The following is a 17,663-nucleotide window of genomic DNA, read 5'->3' on the forward strand; positions in this document are numbered from 1 at the left end:
TTCATTGTCAGCTTTTTTTAAAGAGGTGAGGACATGGCAAATATTGTATTAGGTGTGACAGGCGGTATCGCCGCCTATAAAGCAATCGATCTGACGAGTAAGCTGACCCAGTCCGGGCATGATGTTCGTGTCGTGCTTACGGATAATGCGCTTGAATTCGTGACGCCGCTCGCTTTCCAGGCAATCGGACGCAATCACGTTTACACAAATACGTTCAAAGAGGAAGAACCTTCCGTCATTTCACATATCAAGATTGGGGAATGGGCGGATATGATCGTCGTCGCCCCGGTCACTGCAAATACGATTGGCAAGCTTGCGAGCGGAATTTATGACAATATGCTGCTGAATGTACTTGCTGCAAATACAAAACCGGTAATCATGGCACCTGCAATGAATGTCCATATGTACAATCAGCCGGCAGTGCAGCGCAATATAAAGGCTTTGATGCAGGAAGGCTACCATTTCATCGATGCTGAATCCGGTTTTCTGGCCTGTGGCTATAATGCGAAAGGCAGGATGGCCGACGTTCCGCAAATAAAGGCCCATATCGAAGATATGCTTTCCATGGAACAGAGTCTTGCGGGGAAAAAGGTGCTGATTACAGCAGGACCGACTCAGGAAGCGATCGACCCGATCCGTTATTTGACAAACCATTCCAGCGGCAAGATGGGGTATGCGATCGCAGAAGCCGCTGCTGCGCGCGGTGCTGACGTCGTACTGGTCAGTGGACCGGTCAGTCTGCCGGCACCCGGGAATGTGACCCGGATAGATGTCGAATCCACCCGGGATATGTTCGAAGCGGTAAAAGATCATATGGATGCCGATCTCGGGATATTTACAGCGGCAGTCAGTGATTTCACGCCCCGGGAAGTACATGGTTCCAAGATGAAGAAGCAGGACGGCAGGGAAGTGTCTATTGAACTGAAGGAGACCCAGGATATCCTCCAATATGTTGGCGCGCATAAAGGCGGCATGTTCGTCGTCGGTTTTGCAGCGGAAACGGATAATGTGCGTGAATATGCAGCCGGCAAGCTTAAAAAGAAAAACGCAGACTGCATCGTGATGAACGACGTCTCCAACAAGGAAATAGGGATGAACAGTGATGAAAATGAAGTGGTCATGCTTTTCAAGAACGGCGGCGAGCAGGCCTATCCAAGGATGGATAAACAGACGCTCGGCATACAGATCATCGAGACGATTGTTAAGAGGTGGAACGATTGATGTTTGCTTCAGTCATAGTGGATGTACCAAGCAAAAGTGTCAACCAGGTCTTTGATTACAGGATTCCTAGCGGGATGCAGGACATCATTAAGGTGGGTCACAGGGTCGTTGTGCCATTCGGGCGCCGGACAATCCAGGGTTATGTGATGAACATCAAGGATACGGCTGATTTCGATCCTTCAAAAATCAAGCCGATTTCACGTACTTTGGATATCGAGCCGGTTCTCACGGAGGAAATGATCGTGATTGCGAAGTATCTGGCGGAATATTATGTGGATCAGTACATCAGTGTCATAGAGACGATTCTGCCGGCTGCGCTTAAGGCGAATTATAAAAAGATCATCCGGGCAGCTGGAGATGACGGGGAGGCGGCACAGGCGCTCAGAAATCTCGGTATCTCAGGTGATATCGAGACGAGCAGGCTCACAGCGGACCAGCTGAGTGTACTGCGTCCGCATTTCAAATCAGGAGAGCTGGTTGAAGAAACAGTCATTTCCCAGCATACACGTAAGAAGACGGCGCTGGGTGTTTATTCGTTGAAAGTTCCCGAGCCGAACCTGGGACGCGCGAAAAAACAGATCGAGCTGCTTGAGAGGATTGATATGTCATCAGAACCCATACTGCTTGGCACACTGCAGGAAGAGGGGTATTCAAACGGCATGGTGAATACTTTGTACAAAAAAGGGCTCATCGATAAGGTGGACGTTGAAATCGAACGGGATCCATATTCGGGACGGATCTTTGAGTATGACAAGCCAAAAGTACTGAATGGGGAACAGCGTAGAGCCTATGAGGAAATTACGCAATCCATGGATGAAAAATCCGCTGAGACATTCCTGCTTCACGGTATCACAGGCAGCGGGAAAACAGAAGTCTATCTCCAGGTCATTCAAAAAGCATTGAATGAAGGCCGGACCGCGATTATGCTTGTCCCTGAAATTGCGCTGACACCGCAGATGGTGAACCGGTTTAAAATGCGTTTCGGGGATGATGTGGCAGTGCTGCATTCCGGGCTCTCGCCTGGCGAAAAGTATGATGAATGGCGCAAGATCAAAGAAGGCAGGGCAAGGGTTTCCGTAGGTGCGCGGAGCAGTGTGTTCGCCCCGTTTGAAAATGTCGGTGTCATCATCATCGATGAAGAGCATGAAACAACGTACAAACAGAGCGACCGTCCGATGTATCATGCGGCGGAAGTGGCAAAATTCAGAAGCCGGCGGCATGGGTGCCCGCTGATTCTCGGAACCGCGACCCCGAGTCTGGAAACCTATGCGAGAAGCGAGAAGGGTGTCTACAGACGGCTTGAACTGACAGAACGCGCCGGGACCAAAATACTGCCGGAAATACGCATCGTTGACATGTCGGAACAGCACCGTGCGGGAAACACTTCGGTCATTTCTACGCCGCTCCATGAGGCGATTACCGACCGTCTTGAAAAAGGTGAACAGACAGTGCTGCTCTTAAACAGGCGGGGATACTCCAATTTCCAGATCTGTCAGAGCTGCGGTCATGTGCCGATGTGTCCGAACTGTGATATATCTCTCACTTACCACAAATCCAACAGTTCGCTCCTTTGCCACTACTGCGGCTATGAATCAAGAGTTACCAGACAGTGTGACAATTGTTCAAGCGAGGATGTGACGTTCAGGGGAACGGGGACGGAGAAAGTGGAGGAAATTCTGCGTGATATGTTCGAGACTGATGTGGTCCGGATGGATAACGACACGACCAGGCGTAAAGGCATGCATGAAAAACTGCTGAATCATTTCGAGAAAGATGAAATACCGATACTTCTCGGCACACAGATGATCGCAAAAGGTCTGGACTATCCCAAAGTGACACTGGTCGGCGTATTGAATGCGGATACGATGCTTAATCTTCCCGACTTCAGGGCGAATGAAAAGACGTTCCAGCTGCTGACCCAGGTTTCGGGACGCGCCGGACGCCATGAACTGAGCGGAGAAGTGATTTTCCAGACATATAACCCGACCCACTACGCCATAGAACTGGCAACGCACAATGACTATAGAAACTTCTATGAAAAAGAAATGGCATTCCGGCGCATGGCAAGATACTCGCCGTTTTATTTTCATGTATTATTTACGGTTTCGAGTGAAGATGTGAGAAAGTGTCTCGGTGCAACAAGCCATATACACGAAACCCTGGCGGGAGCGATGAGCGAACAGTCGATCATCGTCGGCCCGTCACCGAGTCCGATCGAGCGGATAAACCGCCAGCACCGTTTCCAGATATTGCTGAAATATAAAAGGGAGCCGGCACTGCTGGAACTGCTCAATGAACTTGACGCGGAATATCACGAAAAATACAAGAAGGAAGGCATCTCTTTGAAAATTGATGTCAATCCGCTTGTGATCATGTAGGAGGCACCATTATGAACGAAAAGATAATATTCATGGGAACACCTGATTTTTCTGTTCCTGTACTAAAGGCACTGCACGAGAAGCATCCGGTATCCATGGTCATCAGCCAGCCGGATAAGCCTGTCGGGCGGAAGCGTGTCATGACACCGCCGCCGGTTGCGGCTGCAGCAGAAGAAATGGGCATACCTTTATTCCAGCCGGACAGAATCAGGGAGGAAGCGGCTGTTGAAAAGATAAAAGAGCTGGATCCGGACCTGATCATCACGGCAGCCTACGGGCAGATACTGCCGAAAGCATTGCTTGAAATCCCCCGTCTGGGTGCTGTCAATGTTCATGCATCCCTCCTGCCGCGGCACAGGGGCGGAGCGCCCATCCACCGTGCCATACTGGAAGGGGACAGTGAGACGGGAATCTCCATCATGTACATGGCCGAAGGCCTGGACTCCGGGGATGTCATCAGCCGGAGTGCAACCGGAATCATGGACGATGACAACACAGGAACACTGCATGACCGGCTGAGTGCAATCGGTTCAGAGCTGCTGCTTGAAACGCTCCCATCCATATTGGACGGCACAAATACACGTACACCGCAGGACGCAGAAAGAGTGACGGTCAGTCCGAATATTTCCAAAGAGGATGAATTGCTGGACTGGACGAGGGATGCACGGGATGTGTTCAACCATATCCGCGGATTATCCCCGTGGCCGGGCGCTTATACATCATTCGACGGCAAGCGTCTGAAAATATACGGTGCAAAGCTGCCGGAGGGGAAATCGGATGCAGAACCGGGTGTCATTACAGATGTGACAGAGTCAGGGTTCACAGTGGCCTGCGGGGACGGAAATACAGTCGAAGTGACTGAAGTCCAGCTCTCCGGGAAAAAGAAGACCGATGCACAGAATTTTGCAGCGGGCAGACAGGGCCTGACCGGTACCGTCATGGGGCAGGTGGATTAGATGAATGTAAGAGAACTCGCACTTGAAGCATATACAAGGATTACAGAAGAGGGCGGCTACAGCAATATCGTCCTGAACGACATCATTAAAAATAACGAGATGGAAAGTGCGGACAGGGGATTATTAACCGAGATCGTTTATGGTACAATTTCAAAGCGCCTCACGATCGACTTTTATATAAAACCATACATCAAAAAGAAAATCAGACGCTGGCAGAAAAGCCTGTTATACCTCTCCGTATATCAGATTGTCTGGCTTGAGCGTGTGCCGAATTACGCTGTGATCAATGAAGCGGTGGACATCGCCAAAGACATTGGAGGACCTGGACATGCGAATGTGATCAACGGCATACTCAGGAACTTCGAACGAAATCCGCTCCGTGACATCGGCGGAGTCAAAAAGGACCTTTCGAGACTATCTATAGAAACAAGCATCCCCCTCTGGATATTGAGACAGTGGAAAACGCATCACGGTATGGAGGGGGCTGAAAAAATCGCCCGTGCCCTGAATACGCACCCGGTGATGTATATCCGTACAAACACCTCAGTCATTTCCAGACAGGAACTTCTTGAAAAATTACAGATGGACGGGCATGATGTAGAGAAAAGTGCTCTGCATCCGGATGCGGTAAAGGTGCACGGCGGGGATATTCTGCGCTCCGCATTGTATAAAGAAGGGTACTTCAGCATACAGGACGTAAGCTCTATGCTTGTGAATACAGCGCTTGAACCGGAGCGTGACGATGTGATACTCGATGCCTGCAGTGCCCCGGGCGGCAAAGGGCTTCATGCGCTTGAAAAGATGACGGTCCGGCATGTGGATCTGTCGGACATCCATGAGCATAAGATCCCTTTGATAAAATCGCAGGCGAAACGACTTGGTCTGGAGAACTTCAATGCATTCCAGGGGGATGCGGCAGCTCACGACTATTCCAGGATGTATGACCGCATCATCGTTGATGCGCCGTGCTCAGGCCTTGGTGTAATCAGAAGAAAACCGGAAATCAGATACGAACGCACAGAACAGGATATCGGGCCGCTGGTTGAACTGCAGCTGGATATACTGAATCACGTTAAAAATTATTTAAAGCCTGGCGGGATACTCGTTTATTCCACATGTACCATCCATCAGATGGAAAATGAGAATGTGGCCTACACTTTCAAAAAGCAGAATGACGATATGGAATTTGATCCATTCAGCATTGATGCCCTTGATTTTGAAGGTCCGTTCAAGCAGATTCTGCCCCACGAAGCGGGTACTGACGGATTCTTTATTGCCAGGTTCAGGAAGAAGGAAAAGTAATGATGATAGAAAGACCGCCTAAGAAGGAAATAAAAAACTACAAATTGCCGGAGTTTGACCAGCCGTCAATATATTCACTGTCAAAGGATGAACTGAAGGACCTGGCAGTGCAATGGGGAGAAGCGGAATACAGGGGAGAACAGATCTTTGAATGGCTTTACGTCCATCGTGCAAATCATTTCGATGAGATGCTGAACCTTCCCAAATCATTCCGCACGCAACTTGCGCAATCCTATAACATGGACAGCCTGGAGACAGTCGTGCGGCAGGAAAGTAAGGACGGCACGATGAAATTCCTGTTCCGCCTGAGAGACGGATACACAATTGAAACGGTCCTGATGCGGCATGACTACGGCAATTCGGTCTGTGTTACAACACAGGTCGGCTGCCGTATCGGCTGCAGTTTCTGCGCATCGACCCTGGGTGGATTGAAGCGTAACCTGGAAGCAGGTGAGATTGTCTCACAGGTCGTCCAGATCCAAAAAGCACTGGACGAGACAGGCGAACGTGTCAGCAGCATTGTCATCATGGGCATCGGTGAGCCGTTTGAAAACTACAACCAGATGATGAAATTCCTGCGTGTCGTCAATCATGATGATGGATTGAACATTGGTGCGAGGCATATCACTGTATCCACGAGTGGCATTGTGCCGAGGATATATGATTTTGCCGAGGAAGATATCCAGATAAATTTTGCTGTGAGCCTCCATGCTGCGGACAATGATATCCGCAGTAAATTGATGCCGATCAACAGGGCATATGATATCGGAAAACTGATGGATTCACTTAAATACTATCAGCAGGTGACAAACCGGAGGATCACTTTCGAATACGGCTTGTTCGGCGGTGTGAACGACCAGCCTGAACATGCACGGGAATTGAGTGAACTGATCAAGGACCTCAAATGTCACGTCAACCTGATTCCTGTCAACCATGTACCGGAGCGCAATTATGTAAGGACGAGCCGTGATGACATTTTTGATTTTCTCGAAACATTGAATGAATGCGGTGTGAATGCGACCGTAAGACGCGAACAGGGTACTGATATTGACGCGGCATGCGGACAACTTAGAGCAAAGGAATCAAAAGAAGAGACGGAGGAATGATCCTTGAGAGTTGTTGAAAAGAGTATTTGCGGAAATTTCAGAGAGACAAACGAGGATGCTACCGGCATATTCCATAATGGCACAGGACAGATACTGATCATGGTTTCTGACGGAATGGGGGGGCACCAGTACGGGGATGTAGCCAGCAGTTTCGTACTGGACAGAATTGGTGAGGCCTGGAAGTCCGAGAATCTGCTGGATGTGGATACCGGTGAACAGTTCCTGCGCAATCTTGTGATGAAAGTGAACCGCAGCCTGTATGATTACCAGGAGGAGAATCCCCGTTACCGGGGCATGGGGACGACACTGGTCCTTGCAGCATTCATAGAGGAGACGATCATCATTTTGAATGTGGGTGACTCAAGGGCCTATGTAATGAATCCGAGATCCATCGAGCAGGTGACGAAAGATCATTCTTTCGTCAATATGCTGGTGGATGCGGGGGAAATCACTGCCGATGAGGCTAAAAGGCATCCGAAGAAAAATATCATCACTAAAGCGATGGGCACGGACAGGCTGATACAGGCGGATGTGTTCCGCCTGAGGAACAGACAGTACGATTATCTGATTGTGGCATCTGACGGACTGACTGACGAAATGGCTACAGACGAAATCCATACCCTTACCTATACATCGGAAAAAGCATTGTCTGATAAGGCAGATGATCTCATCGTACGTGCTGAAAAAAATGGTTCCACTGATAATATCAGCCTCGTACTGGCAGATCTGAAAGCGAGTGAATCAGAGTGATAGGACGAGTGGTATCGGAACGCTATAAAGTTTTAAAGTATCTGGGCGGCGGTATGAGTTCCGTCTATTTAGCGCGTGATATCATCCTGGATCGTGAAGTGGTTGTCAAACTCATCAAGGTGGACCATCATAACCGAGATAAATCGAAAGCGCGGTTTCAGCGGGAAGTAGAGAGCACCATCCAGCTTTCCCACCCAAACATAGTGAGTGTACTGGATGTTGACGAATCAGACGAATATCATCTGCTGGTCACAGAAGTGGTGAATGGACCGACTCTGAAAGAGTATATCCGTGATCATCATCCGGTCCCGCTGGATGAAGCTGTACGGATCGCAGTGATGATATTACAGGGGATCAGGCATGCACATCAAGCCGGGATCATACACAGGGATATCAAACCGCAGAATATTCTGCTGGATGGGCAGCAGCGCGTGAAGATCACTGATTTCGGCATTGCCAAAGCGCTCAGTGAAACGCGGATGACGGAAACGAATCAGGTGATGGGTTCAGTGCAGTATATTTCGCCGGAACAGGCAAAAGGCCGTCAGACAGATGAACGTACGGATATTTATTCGTTTGGAATCGTCCTGTATGAATTGCTGACAGGCAGCCTGCCATTTGATGGTGAAACGCCGGTATCGGTCGCTTTGAAACATATTTCCGAGCCGATGCCGGATGTACTCGCACACCGGGATGTTCCCCAGGGTCTCAAAAACATCATACTGAAATGTACTGAAAAAGATCCGTATAACAGATACAGGCATGCTGATGATGTAATAAGGGCAATCGGTGTTTATAAAGATAATGAAACCCCTTATGCTGCACAGGATGTGAAAGATGTTGAAAAGACGATGGTCACGCCTGTCGCAGCGCCAAAGTCTCCTGAAGAGCCGGAGGGTGAAGAGGAGACAGCAGAGGAAAAACCATCAGGAAGGAAACGCCGGTTTTTATTATGGCTGATCCCCCTGCTTCTGCTGCTGTCTGCAGGCGGAGTGCTGGCATCCACTTTCTGGCCGGAACCAAGTTTTGCAATGCCTGATTTCGAAGGCTCGACGATGGATGAGGCAGAGCAGATGCTCGAAGAAAACGGATTGGTCAAAGGCGAAGTTATCGAAGAGTACGATGACTCAGTCGAAACTGAACATATCATCGGAACTTCTCCTGATACGGGTACTGAAGTGGAGGCGGGTTCAGCAGTGGATTTTGTTGTCAGCCTCGGCAAAGAACCGTATAAGATGGAGGATTTCACGGGTGGGAACTATGATGATGTCAGCAATACAATCAATTCATTGGGTTTCCAGGCAGTGAATATAGAAGAACAATATGATGACAGCGATCCCGGGACGATCCTTTCGCAATCCATAGAACCGGAAGCCGAAGTGCATCCCGCCGAGGAGACTTTGACGCTTACAGTGTCACAGGGACTCGAACCGATTGAGGTCGTTGACTATACCGGTGAATCCTATGAAACTGCCCATGAACAATTGACGGCTCAGGGCTTCAACGTCGAAACTTCCAATGAACTGCACCACAGCGATGTGCCGGAAGGCAATATCATCAGTCAGAGCCCGAACTATGGAGATTTCCTGCCCGGGTCGACAATCCAGATGGTCGTATCCCTCGGCGAGGAACCGGGTGAGAAACAATATGTCCAGAATATTACAATCCCCTATCTGAAGGAAGGGGCCTCATCCGAAGAAGCAACTGCAGAGGAGAAGACTGGTGAAGAGGAGGAATCGGAAGAAGAATCCACTGAAGAGAAAGATTCTGAACCCGAACCTCAAAGTGTTGAAATTTTCATCGAAGACAAGGATAATGACATCAGTACAGTTGCCGACTCTTTTGAAATGACTGAAGAAAGAGAGTATGCAATCGACCTCACAATCGAGGAAGGCGAAACAGCTTCCTATAAAGTTGTAATCGACGGAAAGACAGAAATGGAAGATGAGATCTCATATGAGTAATTGTTGGCATTCGGCCAATTGATTATATATAATGGTAAGGAAACTGAAATTGGAGGAGAACTAATGGGCACTATTAAAAAAGACAAAGGTCTTGATAACACTCTAAAAGTAATGAAGCAGGGCTATCTCTACACTGCTAACCAAAGACAACGCCTCGGTGCTGACAACATTTTCGAAACGCGGGCACTTGGTGGAAAACGCGTTGTAGTAATCAACGGTAAAGAAGCTGCTGAACTATTCTACGACAATGATAAAACAGAACGTTCCGGAACATTGCCGAAACGTCTCGTAAACACATTGTTCGGTAAAGGTGCAATCCACACGACTACCGGTAAAAAACACATCGACAGAAAAGCACTGTTCATGTCCCTTATGACAGAAAATAATCTCCAGCATCTCAGAGAATTGACACGCAATCATTGGTATATGAATACCCACAAGATGGAACAGATGGATCAGATCAATATCTACAGGGAATCCATCGTTCAACTGACTAAAATCGGAACCAAATGGGCAGGCGTACAGGCACCTGAAGAGAAGATTGAAGACATCGCAACAGATATGGATATCATGATCGATTCTTTCAAAGGTCTCGGCAGCGCTTTTAAAGGCTATAAAGAATCCGTTAATGCCCGTAAACGTGTCGAAGACTGGCTTGAAGAGCAGATCATCGAAACACGCAAAGGTAAAATCTTCCCGCCTGAAGGCACTGCACTTTACGAATTTGCACATTGGGAAGACTATCAGGGAAATCCTATGGACTCAAGACTGTGTGCTATCGATCTGATGAACACGTTCCGTCCGCTGATTGCAATCAACCGTTTCGTTTCATTCGGTCTGCTTGCAATGCATGAACATCCAATTTCAAAAGAAAAGATCAAAACAGATGACGATTATGCATACATGTTCTCTCAGGAAGTGAGAAGATTTTATCCATTCGTTCCATTCCTTCCAGGAAAAGCGAAAACCGATATCGAATTCAAAGGTCATAAGATTGAAAAAGATACTATGATGGTAATCGATATTTATGGAACAATGCATGATGAGAAAGTCTTTGAAAACCCGGATGAATTTTATCCTGAACGCTTTAAAGAATGGGATGGCAGTCCATTCGACCTGATTCCGCAGGGCGGAGGGGACTACTACACCAACCACCGTTGTGCAGGTGAGTGGATGACGATCATCATCATGGAAGAGACAATGAAATACTTTGCTGAACGCATCACTTACGATGTGCCTGAACAGGACCTGACAGTGGACCTGAACAGTATTCCAGGCTACGTAAACAGCGGGTTCATCATTGAAAATGTACAGGAAAACATCGATCGTAAATAAATTTGCACTCACAGTCCGCGACATCACCAGATGCCGCGGGCTTTTTGATGCAAAAGAACCGGATTCGATATCGAATCCGGTTCCTGAACCAGCACATTTTAAATATGGTTGACCGGCCCTTCGTAGGCTGACATGCCGCCGAGGACATTGACTGCCTCATAACCACTGTCCAGCAGATAGTTCTGAACGTTTTCACTGCGTTTGCCCGACCTGCAGATGACATAATATGTCTTGTCTTTATCCAGGCTTGAAATTGTACTTTCGAAGTTTGACATTGGATAATGGACGGCACCCGGTATGAAGCCTGTTTCTTCGAGCTCGGGCGTTTCCCTGACATCTATAAGGACGTTTCCATCTTCTCTGACTGCATCGTTCACTTTGCTTACATCAATTGTTTCTGCCATTTATATACGCCTCCTATTATAATACTACATCTCATATTTTATCATAAAGAATTAAACTGTTATAATAAAGTAAATCTTTTTAAGCAGGGGTGAGGTATGTTAAAAGGGAGAATTATTAAAGCATTGAGCGGTTTTTATTATGTTGAGCATGAGGGCAGTATGTATGAGACCCGTGCGAGAGGGAAATTCAGGAAGACGCTTGAGACGCCGCTTGTCGGAGATATCGTTTCTTTTCAGATTGAAAACGAAAGCGGTGGATACATCAACGAAATCCATGAACGGAAGAATGCGCTGATCCGTCCGCCGGTTGCAAACATCGACCAGCTACTCGTGACGATGAGCATGAAATCTCCGAATTTCAGCTATTATCTGCTGGATCGCTTTCTGGCCTATGCAGAAGCGCATGATATGGAGCCTGTAATTGTCATTACGAAAATGGATCTGGGTGATGATACGCATGCCTTCGAAGAAATCAGAAACGTATATGAAGGGGTCTATCCAACTCATTTTACCGACCGTGACCATATAAATGAAGACCTTAAAGGAATTTTCAAAGACAGGCTGAATGTGCTGGCCGGCCAGTCCGGCGTAGGGAAATCGACACTGCTTAATACGCTTGTCCCCGAGCTTGAATTGAATACGGCTGAAATTTCCAATGCGCTCAACCGCGGGAAACACACAACGCGGCATGTGGAACTTGTCGAAGTCGGCGGCGGATTGATTGCGGATACGCCGGGTTTCAGCACAATCGAATTCACTGATATCGATAAATACAACATCAAATACTGCTTCCCTGATTTCAACCTGTACAGTGAGGGATGTAAATTCAGGGAGTGCTCCCATATCAATGAACCGAAGTGCGGTGTGAAGGCGGCAGTGGATGAGGGGAAACTTGCTCAAAGCCGGTATAACAGCTATCTGAGCATCCATCAGGAAATCAATAACAGAAAAGAGAGGTACTGATCATGAATAAAGTATTGCCATCGCTCCTTGCAGGCGATTTTATGCGTCTGGGTGATGATATTGAAAAAATGGAAGCGGCGGGTGCCGATATCTTCCACCTGGATATCATGGACGGACAATTTGTCCCGAACATCTCATACGGTCTGCCGGTGGTCAAGGCGATTGCGGAAAAATCTACAATTCCGCTGGATGTGCATCTGATGACCAATCAGCCGGAACAGTTCATCCCGGAATTCGCTGAAATGGGTGTGGCCATGGTCTCCTTCCATATCGAGGCGACAGCCCATCCGCACCGTATAATGCAGCTGATTCATAATCACGGAATGAAGGCGGGGATTGCACTCAATCCGCATACGCCTGTAAACATGGTCAAACATCTGCTGCCTGAAATCGATTTTGTGCTGATCATGACTGTGAACCCCGGATTCGGCGGACAGGAATTCATCAGTTCCTGTGTGGATAAAATAGAGGAACTGGCCGTGATGAAAGAAGACTCAGGATATGATTTCGCAATTGAAGTGGATGGCGGCATCAACAATGAGACGGCGGAAATATGTACAAAAGCGGGGGCAGGTCTGCTCGTCAGCGGCTCCCATCTGTTCAAATCCGGAGATTGGAAGCGTGCTGTAGACACGCTGAAAGGGTAGATCATATGCATATCAATGTCATAGTACGTGATGCTTCAAGCCATATACAGGAAGTATTCAGAGAGCGGCAGGACGAACCTTGGGCAGGAGTGGACCACGGTGTTGTCCTGCTGCTCAAGGCGGGAATAGTGCCGGCATATAATTACGGAGACTTCGATTCAATCACAGAAGAAGAAAGAAAATTCATTAAAGAACACATAGACATAGATCCTGTCCCCAGTGAAAAGGATGATACCGATCTCGCGCTCTGTCTGGCGGACCTTGCTGCAAAAGGATATGAGTCCATCAACGTCTACGGCGCAACAGGCGGCAGGATGGATCACGCACTGGGTAACATTCAGCTGCTGATGCATGAAGAACTCAGAGGGACGGAGATAAAGATCATCGACCGCCAAAATGTTATAAGCCTGATCCAGGAGGGTAAGCATGAAGTGAGACGGCAGGAAGGGATGAAATACATTTCCTTCCTGCCATTTAATGAGAAAACGACTTTATCATTGGACGGCTTCCTGTACGATCTGGATGAACAGCTGCTTGAATTTGGTACGACGCTTACAATAAGCAACGAATTTACGAAAAATATAGGAAATGTATATACAGACAAAGACATTCTTATGATACAATCCAAAGACTAGCATGAAAGAGGTGATCGAATGATGTTTATGGGTGCAGTTGCCAACGGTCTGGCAATTATCATCGGGGGACTTCTCGGGCTGGTATTTACATTCATACCTGAACCGATCAAAGACTCAATTATGAAAATCCAGGCACTGGTAATCATGACGCTCGGGATACAGATGGTTGTGCAGGCAGAAGATATCATCGTGACACTTCTCAGTCTGATCATCGGTGTCGTCATCGGTGAAGTAATCCGGCTTGAGGAGCTGTTGAACCGGTTCGGTCACTGGATGGAATTCAAACTCGGGGATAAACACGCCGGTAACTTATCGCAGGGGTTTGTTTCAGGTACACTTGTCTTCATCGTCGGAGCCATGGCAATCGTCGGCGGTCTGGATGCGGGACTGAGAGGGTCGAACGAGGTCCTGTATACAAAGTCCATCATGGATTTCTTCATCGCAGTTGTGATGACCACAACCTACGGGCTCGGGGTGATCATTTCTGGAATACCGGCATTCCTGTATGAATCCGGAATTATCGTTTCCGCTGCCCAGATCGCGCGGATCATCCCGGAATATATTCTGGATGAGATGATTCTGCAGGTTTCGGCAACCGGCGGCGTCATTCTTCTTGCCATCGGTCTCAATATGCTGAACGTGACCAAAATGCGGGTGGGGAACATGATACCCGCAATCTTTACAGCAATGGCGATGGTCTACATTCTTAATATTTTCTGATTTAATTCCCGGCAGCATGTCAATCTGAAGCTGTCCGGGGATTTTTAACGGGTGATAATGATATAATAGGCATATAAAAAATCCACCCGGGGAAATCCCGGATGGATCGAAAGTTGAATTATACGCGCTGTACTTTACCGGATTTGAGGGCACGGGCTGAAACCCATACTCTTTTCGGTTTACCGTCGACCATGATTCTTACTTTCTGAAGGTTTGCACCGAAGCTTCTTTTGTTAGCGTTCATAGCGTGTGAACGATTGTTTCCTGAAGCCGCTTTGCGTCCTGTGAAATAGCAAACTTTAGACATGCTGTCATCTCCCTTTTATAAAGATTTCAATAAAGATTGATTGCTTTATTCTTTGCATACTATAATATAATACATGATTAGAATTAGATTGACAAGTAAATTTATATTCAAATGAAAAATGAAAACTGACGGATTTAGCTTGTATTTGAAGCATATTTCTGATTATAATTAAATGATGTGTCAGGGGGGAAAGATATGACATTGGAAATTAAAAACGATTTGGGCAGCATCGATATCGCGATTGATGTGATAGCAAACATCGCAGGCAATGCAGTAGTGGAGAGCTACGGTGTCGTCGGAATGGCCTCGAAGCACCAGGTGCGCGACGGCTTTGCAGAATTACTTGGAAAAGAAAATTATGCACGCGGTGTAATTATTGAAAATAATGATGGGAATCTGGATGTCGATCTTTATATCATCGTCGGATACGGAATTAAAATATCCGAAGTGGCGAGCAACGTCCAGTCCACTGTAAAATATAATCTTGAAAAGACGCTTGGACTGAATATCAACGCTGTGAATATTTATGTACAGGGAGTCAGGATCATCAATTCAGAGGATTGATCAGGGAGGATTTACGATAGAAATGAATAAGATAGATGGCAAAATGTTTAAAAATATGATTTTAAGTGGGGCCGAAAACCTTCGGCAACACGCTGAATATGTGGATTCATTAAACGTCTTCCCTGTCCCGGATGGTGATACAGGTACGAATATGAACCTATCGATGACTTCAGGTGCCGATGAAGTGGCACACAAGGATGATACACACATCGGTACAGTCGGCAAGTATTATTCAAAAGGTCTTCTGATGGGGGCGCGGGGTAACTCCGGTGTCATCCTTTCCCAGCTTTTCAGAGGCTTTTCAAAGGCAATTGAAAATAAAGATACAATAGACGCTTCCGAATTTGCCTCCGCTCTGGGAACGGGAGTAAAAACAGCCTATAAGGCGGTCATGAAGCCGGTAGAGGGCACAATCCTCACCGTCGCGAAAGATTCAGCCGCTGCTGCAGAAGATGCTGCGGCTGATGCCGATTCGATCATCAGCATCATGGAAACAGTGATCAAGGAGGCTAAAGCTTCACTTAAGCGTACACCGGACCTGCTTCCCGTATTAAAAGAGGTCGGTGTCGTGGATTCCGGCGGGCAGGGACTGGTATATGTATATGAAGGCTTCCTCTCTGCGCTGAAGGGCGAGAAGATAGAATCCGTGACTGAAAAGGTGGATACAGACAAATTCGTTGAGGACACGCATGAATTTGATGAATTCATGACAGCAGAAGATATTGAGTTCGGTTTCTGTACTGAATTCATGGTGCGCTTTGAAGATGGGAAACGTGAATTCGATGAGGATGCTTTCCGTAAGGATATGAGCGGCTTCGGTGATTCACTGCTCGTAATTTCGGATGATGAAATAGCCAAGGTCCATGTGCATACCGAAACTCCGGGCGAGGCGATGACATATGGCGCCACGTATGGTGAGCTCATCAAGATGAAGATTGAGAACATGCGTGAGCAGTTCCGCACGATCCAGGAGAAAAAGGCTCCCAAAGAGAAGAAATCCTATGACACTGCCGTCATCACCGTATCTTCCGGTGAGGGCATCAACAAGCTTTTCAGAAGCATTGGTGCAACCCATGTAATCAACGGCGGTCAGACGATGAATCCTTCCACAGAAGATATACTTAAAATCATCGAAGATGAAGATGTGAAGAAAGTCATCATCCTCCCTAATAATAAAAACATCATCATGGCAGCCGAACAGGCGCGTGATATGCTGGAAATACCGGCAGTCGTCATTCCGACAACTTCCATACCTGAAGGGCTCGCAAGCCTGCTGTCTTATTCTCCGGATGTCGATTTGGATGATAACAGGGATGCGATGCAGGAATCACTGGAATATGTTAAGACCGGCCAGGTGACGTACGCTGTACGCGATACGAAGATTGACGGTATGAAAATTAAAAAAGATCAGCATATGGGAATCAATGACGGCAAAATCACTGCTGCGAATGATTCCCGGGAAGAAACATTGAAAACACTGATTGAATCAATGCTTGATGACGATTCTGAAATTGTCACGATACTGATCGGCACAGAAGGCAGCCGTGAGGAAGTCGACCGCATTGTAGACATGATCGAAGCTGAATATGACGAAGTTGAATTTGAAGTTCACGATGGTCAGCAGCCGGTGTACAGTTACCTGCTATCTGTAGAATAGACATACATGACCACACCGGTTTTACGACCGGTGTGGTTTTTTGGAAAATTTTTACTTATTATCCAAGGGGGATTATCATGAAATATAAAAGTGTGTTTGATATCATCGGTCCGGTAATGGTAGGGCCTTCATCCTCCCATACTGCGGGGGCGGCGAGAATCGGACTGCTTGCGCGCAGTCTTTTTGGCGGACAGCCGGATCATGCGGACATCTACCTTTACGGATCCTTCAAAGATACTTATAAAGGACATGGTACGGACGTCGCACTCATCGGGGGACTGCTTGGCTTTGACACTGATGATGACCGCATCATCACCGCAGAGGAACAGGCTAGAGAAGCGGGCCTGCATGTACAGTTCATCAAGATGGAGGAAGAACGCTCCCATCCGAATACGGCGCTGCTGCACCTTGTCAAAGGCGATGAGCGTCTCACAGTGGAAGGCATCTCCATCGGGGGCGGCAAGATAGAGCTTGTCAGCATCAACGATTATGAAATAAACGTATCGGGCAACTATCCGACCCTCCTCATTTTCCATAAAGATACTTTCGGTACGATTGCACGGGTGACAACGATACTCGGCAACAATGAAATCAACGTCAGCCAGATGAACGTATCGCGTAAGGAAAAAGGGGATATTGCCCTGATGACGATTGAACTTGATGATGAAATCAGTGATCACATCATCAAGGAAGCCAGCGGCGCTGAAGGTGTGGACAGAGTCATAGAAATGAAAGAAAGTTAGGAGGGGTTTTA

Annotated in this window: 17 protein-coding genes; 15 read left to right on the forward strand and 2 right to left on the reverse strand. The window is 47.4% G+C overall.

Annotated elements, in window-relative coordinates; genetic code table 11:
• Nucleotides 1-33: 33 nt before the first annotated feature.
• From coaBC to BM271_RS01785, 8 genes are all read left to right on the forward strand, one after another.
• Complete coding sequence (coaBC, locus tag BM271_RS01750; RefSeq protein WP_046789922.1) at nucleotides 34-1,221, forward strand: bifunctional phosphopantothenoylcysteine decarboxylase/phosphopantothenate--cysteine ligase CoaBC; 1,188 nt, start codon at nucleotides 34-36, stop codon at nucleotides 1,219-1,221.
• A complete protein-coding gene (gene priA, locus BM271_RS01755; RefSeq protein ID WP_046789923.1) occupies nucleotides 1,221-3,599 on the forward strand; it encodes a primosomal protein N' in 2,379 nt (792 codons plus the stop codon). The genes coaBC and priA overlap by 1 nt, the downstream gene beginning before the upstream one ends.
• A gap of 11 nt (nucleotides 3,600-3,610) precedes the next feature.
• The gene (fmt, locus tag BM271_RS01760; RefSeq protein ID WP_046789924.1) at nucleotides 3,611-4,555 is read left to right on the forward strand and encodes a methionyl-tRNA formyltransferase; all 945 of its coding nucleotides are present in this window, start codon (nucleotides 3,611-3,613) and stop codon (nucleotides 4,553-4,555) included.
• Nucleotides 4,556-5,857, forward strand: a complete 1,302-nt coding sequence (gene rsmB, locus BM271_RS01765) for a 16S rRNA (cytosine(967)-C(5))-methyltransferase RsmB (RefSeq protein ID WP_046789925.1) — start codon at nucleotides 4,556-4,558, stop codon at nucleotides 5,855-5,857.
• Nucleotides 5,858-5,859: 2 nt separating this feature from the next.
• Nucleotides 5,860-6,963, forward strand: coding sequence for a dual-specificity RNA methyltransferase RlmN (rlmN, locus tag BM271_RS01770; RefSeq protein ID WP_046791463.1), 1,104 nt, complete (start codon nucleotides 5,860-5,862; stop codon nucleotides 6,961-6,963).
• A gap of 3 nt (nucleotides 6,964-6,966) precedes the next feature.
• A complete protein-coding gene (locus tag BM271_RS01775) occupies nucleotides 6,967-7,713 on the forward strand; it encodes a Stp1/IreP family PP2C-type Ser/Thr phosphatase (protein ID WP_046789926.1) in 747 nt (248 codons plus the stop codon).
• Entirely contained in the window at nucleotides 7,710-9,677 is a 1,968-nt protein-coding gene (pknB, locus tag BM271_RS01780; protein WP_234960368.1) for a Stk1 family PASTA domain-containing Ser/Thr kinase, read from the forward strand. Before BM271_RS01775 ends, pknB begins: the two co-directional genes overlap by 4 nt.
• A gap of 63 nt (nucleotides 9,678-9,740) precedes the next feature.
• On the forward strand, nucleotides 9,741-11,012 hold the full coding sequence (locus BM271_RS01785; protein WP_046789928.1) for a cytochrome P450: 1,272 nt from the start codon (nucleotides 9,741-9,743) through the stop codon (nucleotides 11,010-11,012).
• Between the two features lie 98 nt (nucleotides 11,013-11,110).
• Here BM271_RS01785 and BM271_RS01790 read toward each other — a convergent pair whose 3' ends face one another.
• Complete coding sequence (locus BM271_RS01790) at nucleotides 11,111-11,416, reverse strand: rhodanese-like domain-containing protein (RefSeq protein WP_046789929.1); 306 nt, start codon at nucleotides 11,414-11,416, stop codon at nucleotides 11,111-11,113.
• 96 nt (nucleotides 11,417-11,512) lie between these two features.
• On the opposite strand from BM271_RS01790, the gene rsgA reads away from it, so the two are divergent.
• The 4 genes from rsgA to BM271_RS01810 are packed head-to-tail and all read left to right on the forward strand — an operon-like array spanning nucleotide 11,513 to nucleotide 14,381.
• Entirely contained in the window at nucleotides 11,513-12,379 is an 867-nt protein-coding gene (rsgA, locus tag BM271_RS01795) for a ribosome small subunit-dependent GTPase A (RefSeq protein ID WP_046789930.1), read from the forward strand.
• A gap of 2 nt (nucleotides 12,380-12,381) precedes the next feature.
• Complete coding sequence (gene rpe / locus BM271_RS01800; RefSeq protein WP_046789931.1) at nucleotides 12,382-13,026, forward strand: ribulose-phosphate 3-epimerase; 645 nt, start codon at nucleotides 12,382-12,384, stop codon at nucleotides 13,024-13,026.
• Between the two features lie 5 nt (nucleotides 13,027-13,031).
• Nucleotides 13,032-13,661, forward strand: a complete 630-nt coding sequence (locus BM271_RS01805) for a thiamine diphosphokinase (RefSeq protein WP_046789932.1) — start codon at nucleotides 13,032-13,034, stop codon at nucleotides 13,659-13,661.
• 18 nt (nucleotides 13,662-13,679) lie between these two features.
• Nucleotides 13,680-14,381, forward strand: coding sequence for a DUF554 domain-containing protein (locus BM271_RS01810; protein WP_046789933.1), 702 nt, complete (start codon nucleotides 13,680-13,682; stop codon nucleotides 14,379-14,381).
• Nucleotides 14,382-14,499: 118 nt separating this feature from the next.
• On the opposite strand, the gene rpmB is transcribed toward BM271_RS01810, so the two are convergent.
• Nucleotides 14,500-14,688: a 50S ribosomal protein L28 gene (gene rpmB / locus BM271_RS01815; protein ID WP_046789934.1), complete on the reverse strand. Its 189-nt coding sequence runs from the start codon at nucleotides 14,686-14,688 to the stop codon at nucleotides 14,500-14,502.
• A 195-nt stretch (nucleotides 14,689-14,883) separates the two neighbouring features.
• On the opposite strand from rpmB, the gene BM271_RS01820 reads away from it, so the two are divergent.
• The 3 genes from BM271_RS01820 (at nucleotide 14,884) to sdaAB (ending at nucleotide 17,652) form a co-directional block, all read left to right on the forward strand.
• Nucleotides 14,884-15,252, forward strand: coding sequence for an Asp23/Gls24 family envelope stress response protein (locus BM271_RS01820; RefSeq protein WP_046789935.1), 369 nt, complete (start codon nucleotides 14,884-14,886; stop codon nucleotides 15,250-15,252).
• A gap of 22 nt (nucleotides 15,253-15,274) precedes the next feature.
• Complete coding sequence (locus tag BM271_RS01825; RefSeq protein WP_046789936.1) at nucleotides 15,275-16,909, forward strand: DAK2 domain-containing protein; 1,635 nt, start codon at nucleotides 15,275-15,277, stop codon at nucleotides 16,907-16,909.
• Nucleotides 16,910-16,986: 77 nt separating this feature from the next.
• Nucleotides 16,987-17,652, forward strand: coding sequence for an L-serine ammonia-lyase, iron-sulfur-dependent subunit beta (sdaAB, locus tag BM271_RS01830; RefSeq protein ID WP_046789937.1), 666 nt, complete (start codon nucleotides 16,987-16,989; stop codon nucleotides 17,650-17,652).
• Nucleotides 17,653-17,663 lie beyond the last annotated feature (11 nt).

Origin of the sequence: Salinicoccus halodurans (assembly GCF_900114445.1) — a bacterium.
GTDB classification, from domain to species: Bacteria; Bacillota; Bacilli; order Staphylococcales; family Salinicoccaceae; genus Salinicoccus; species Salinicoccus halodurans.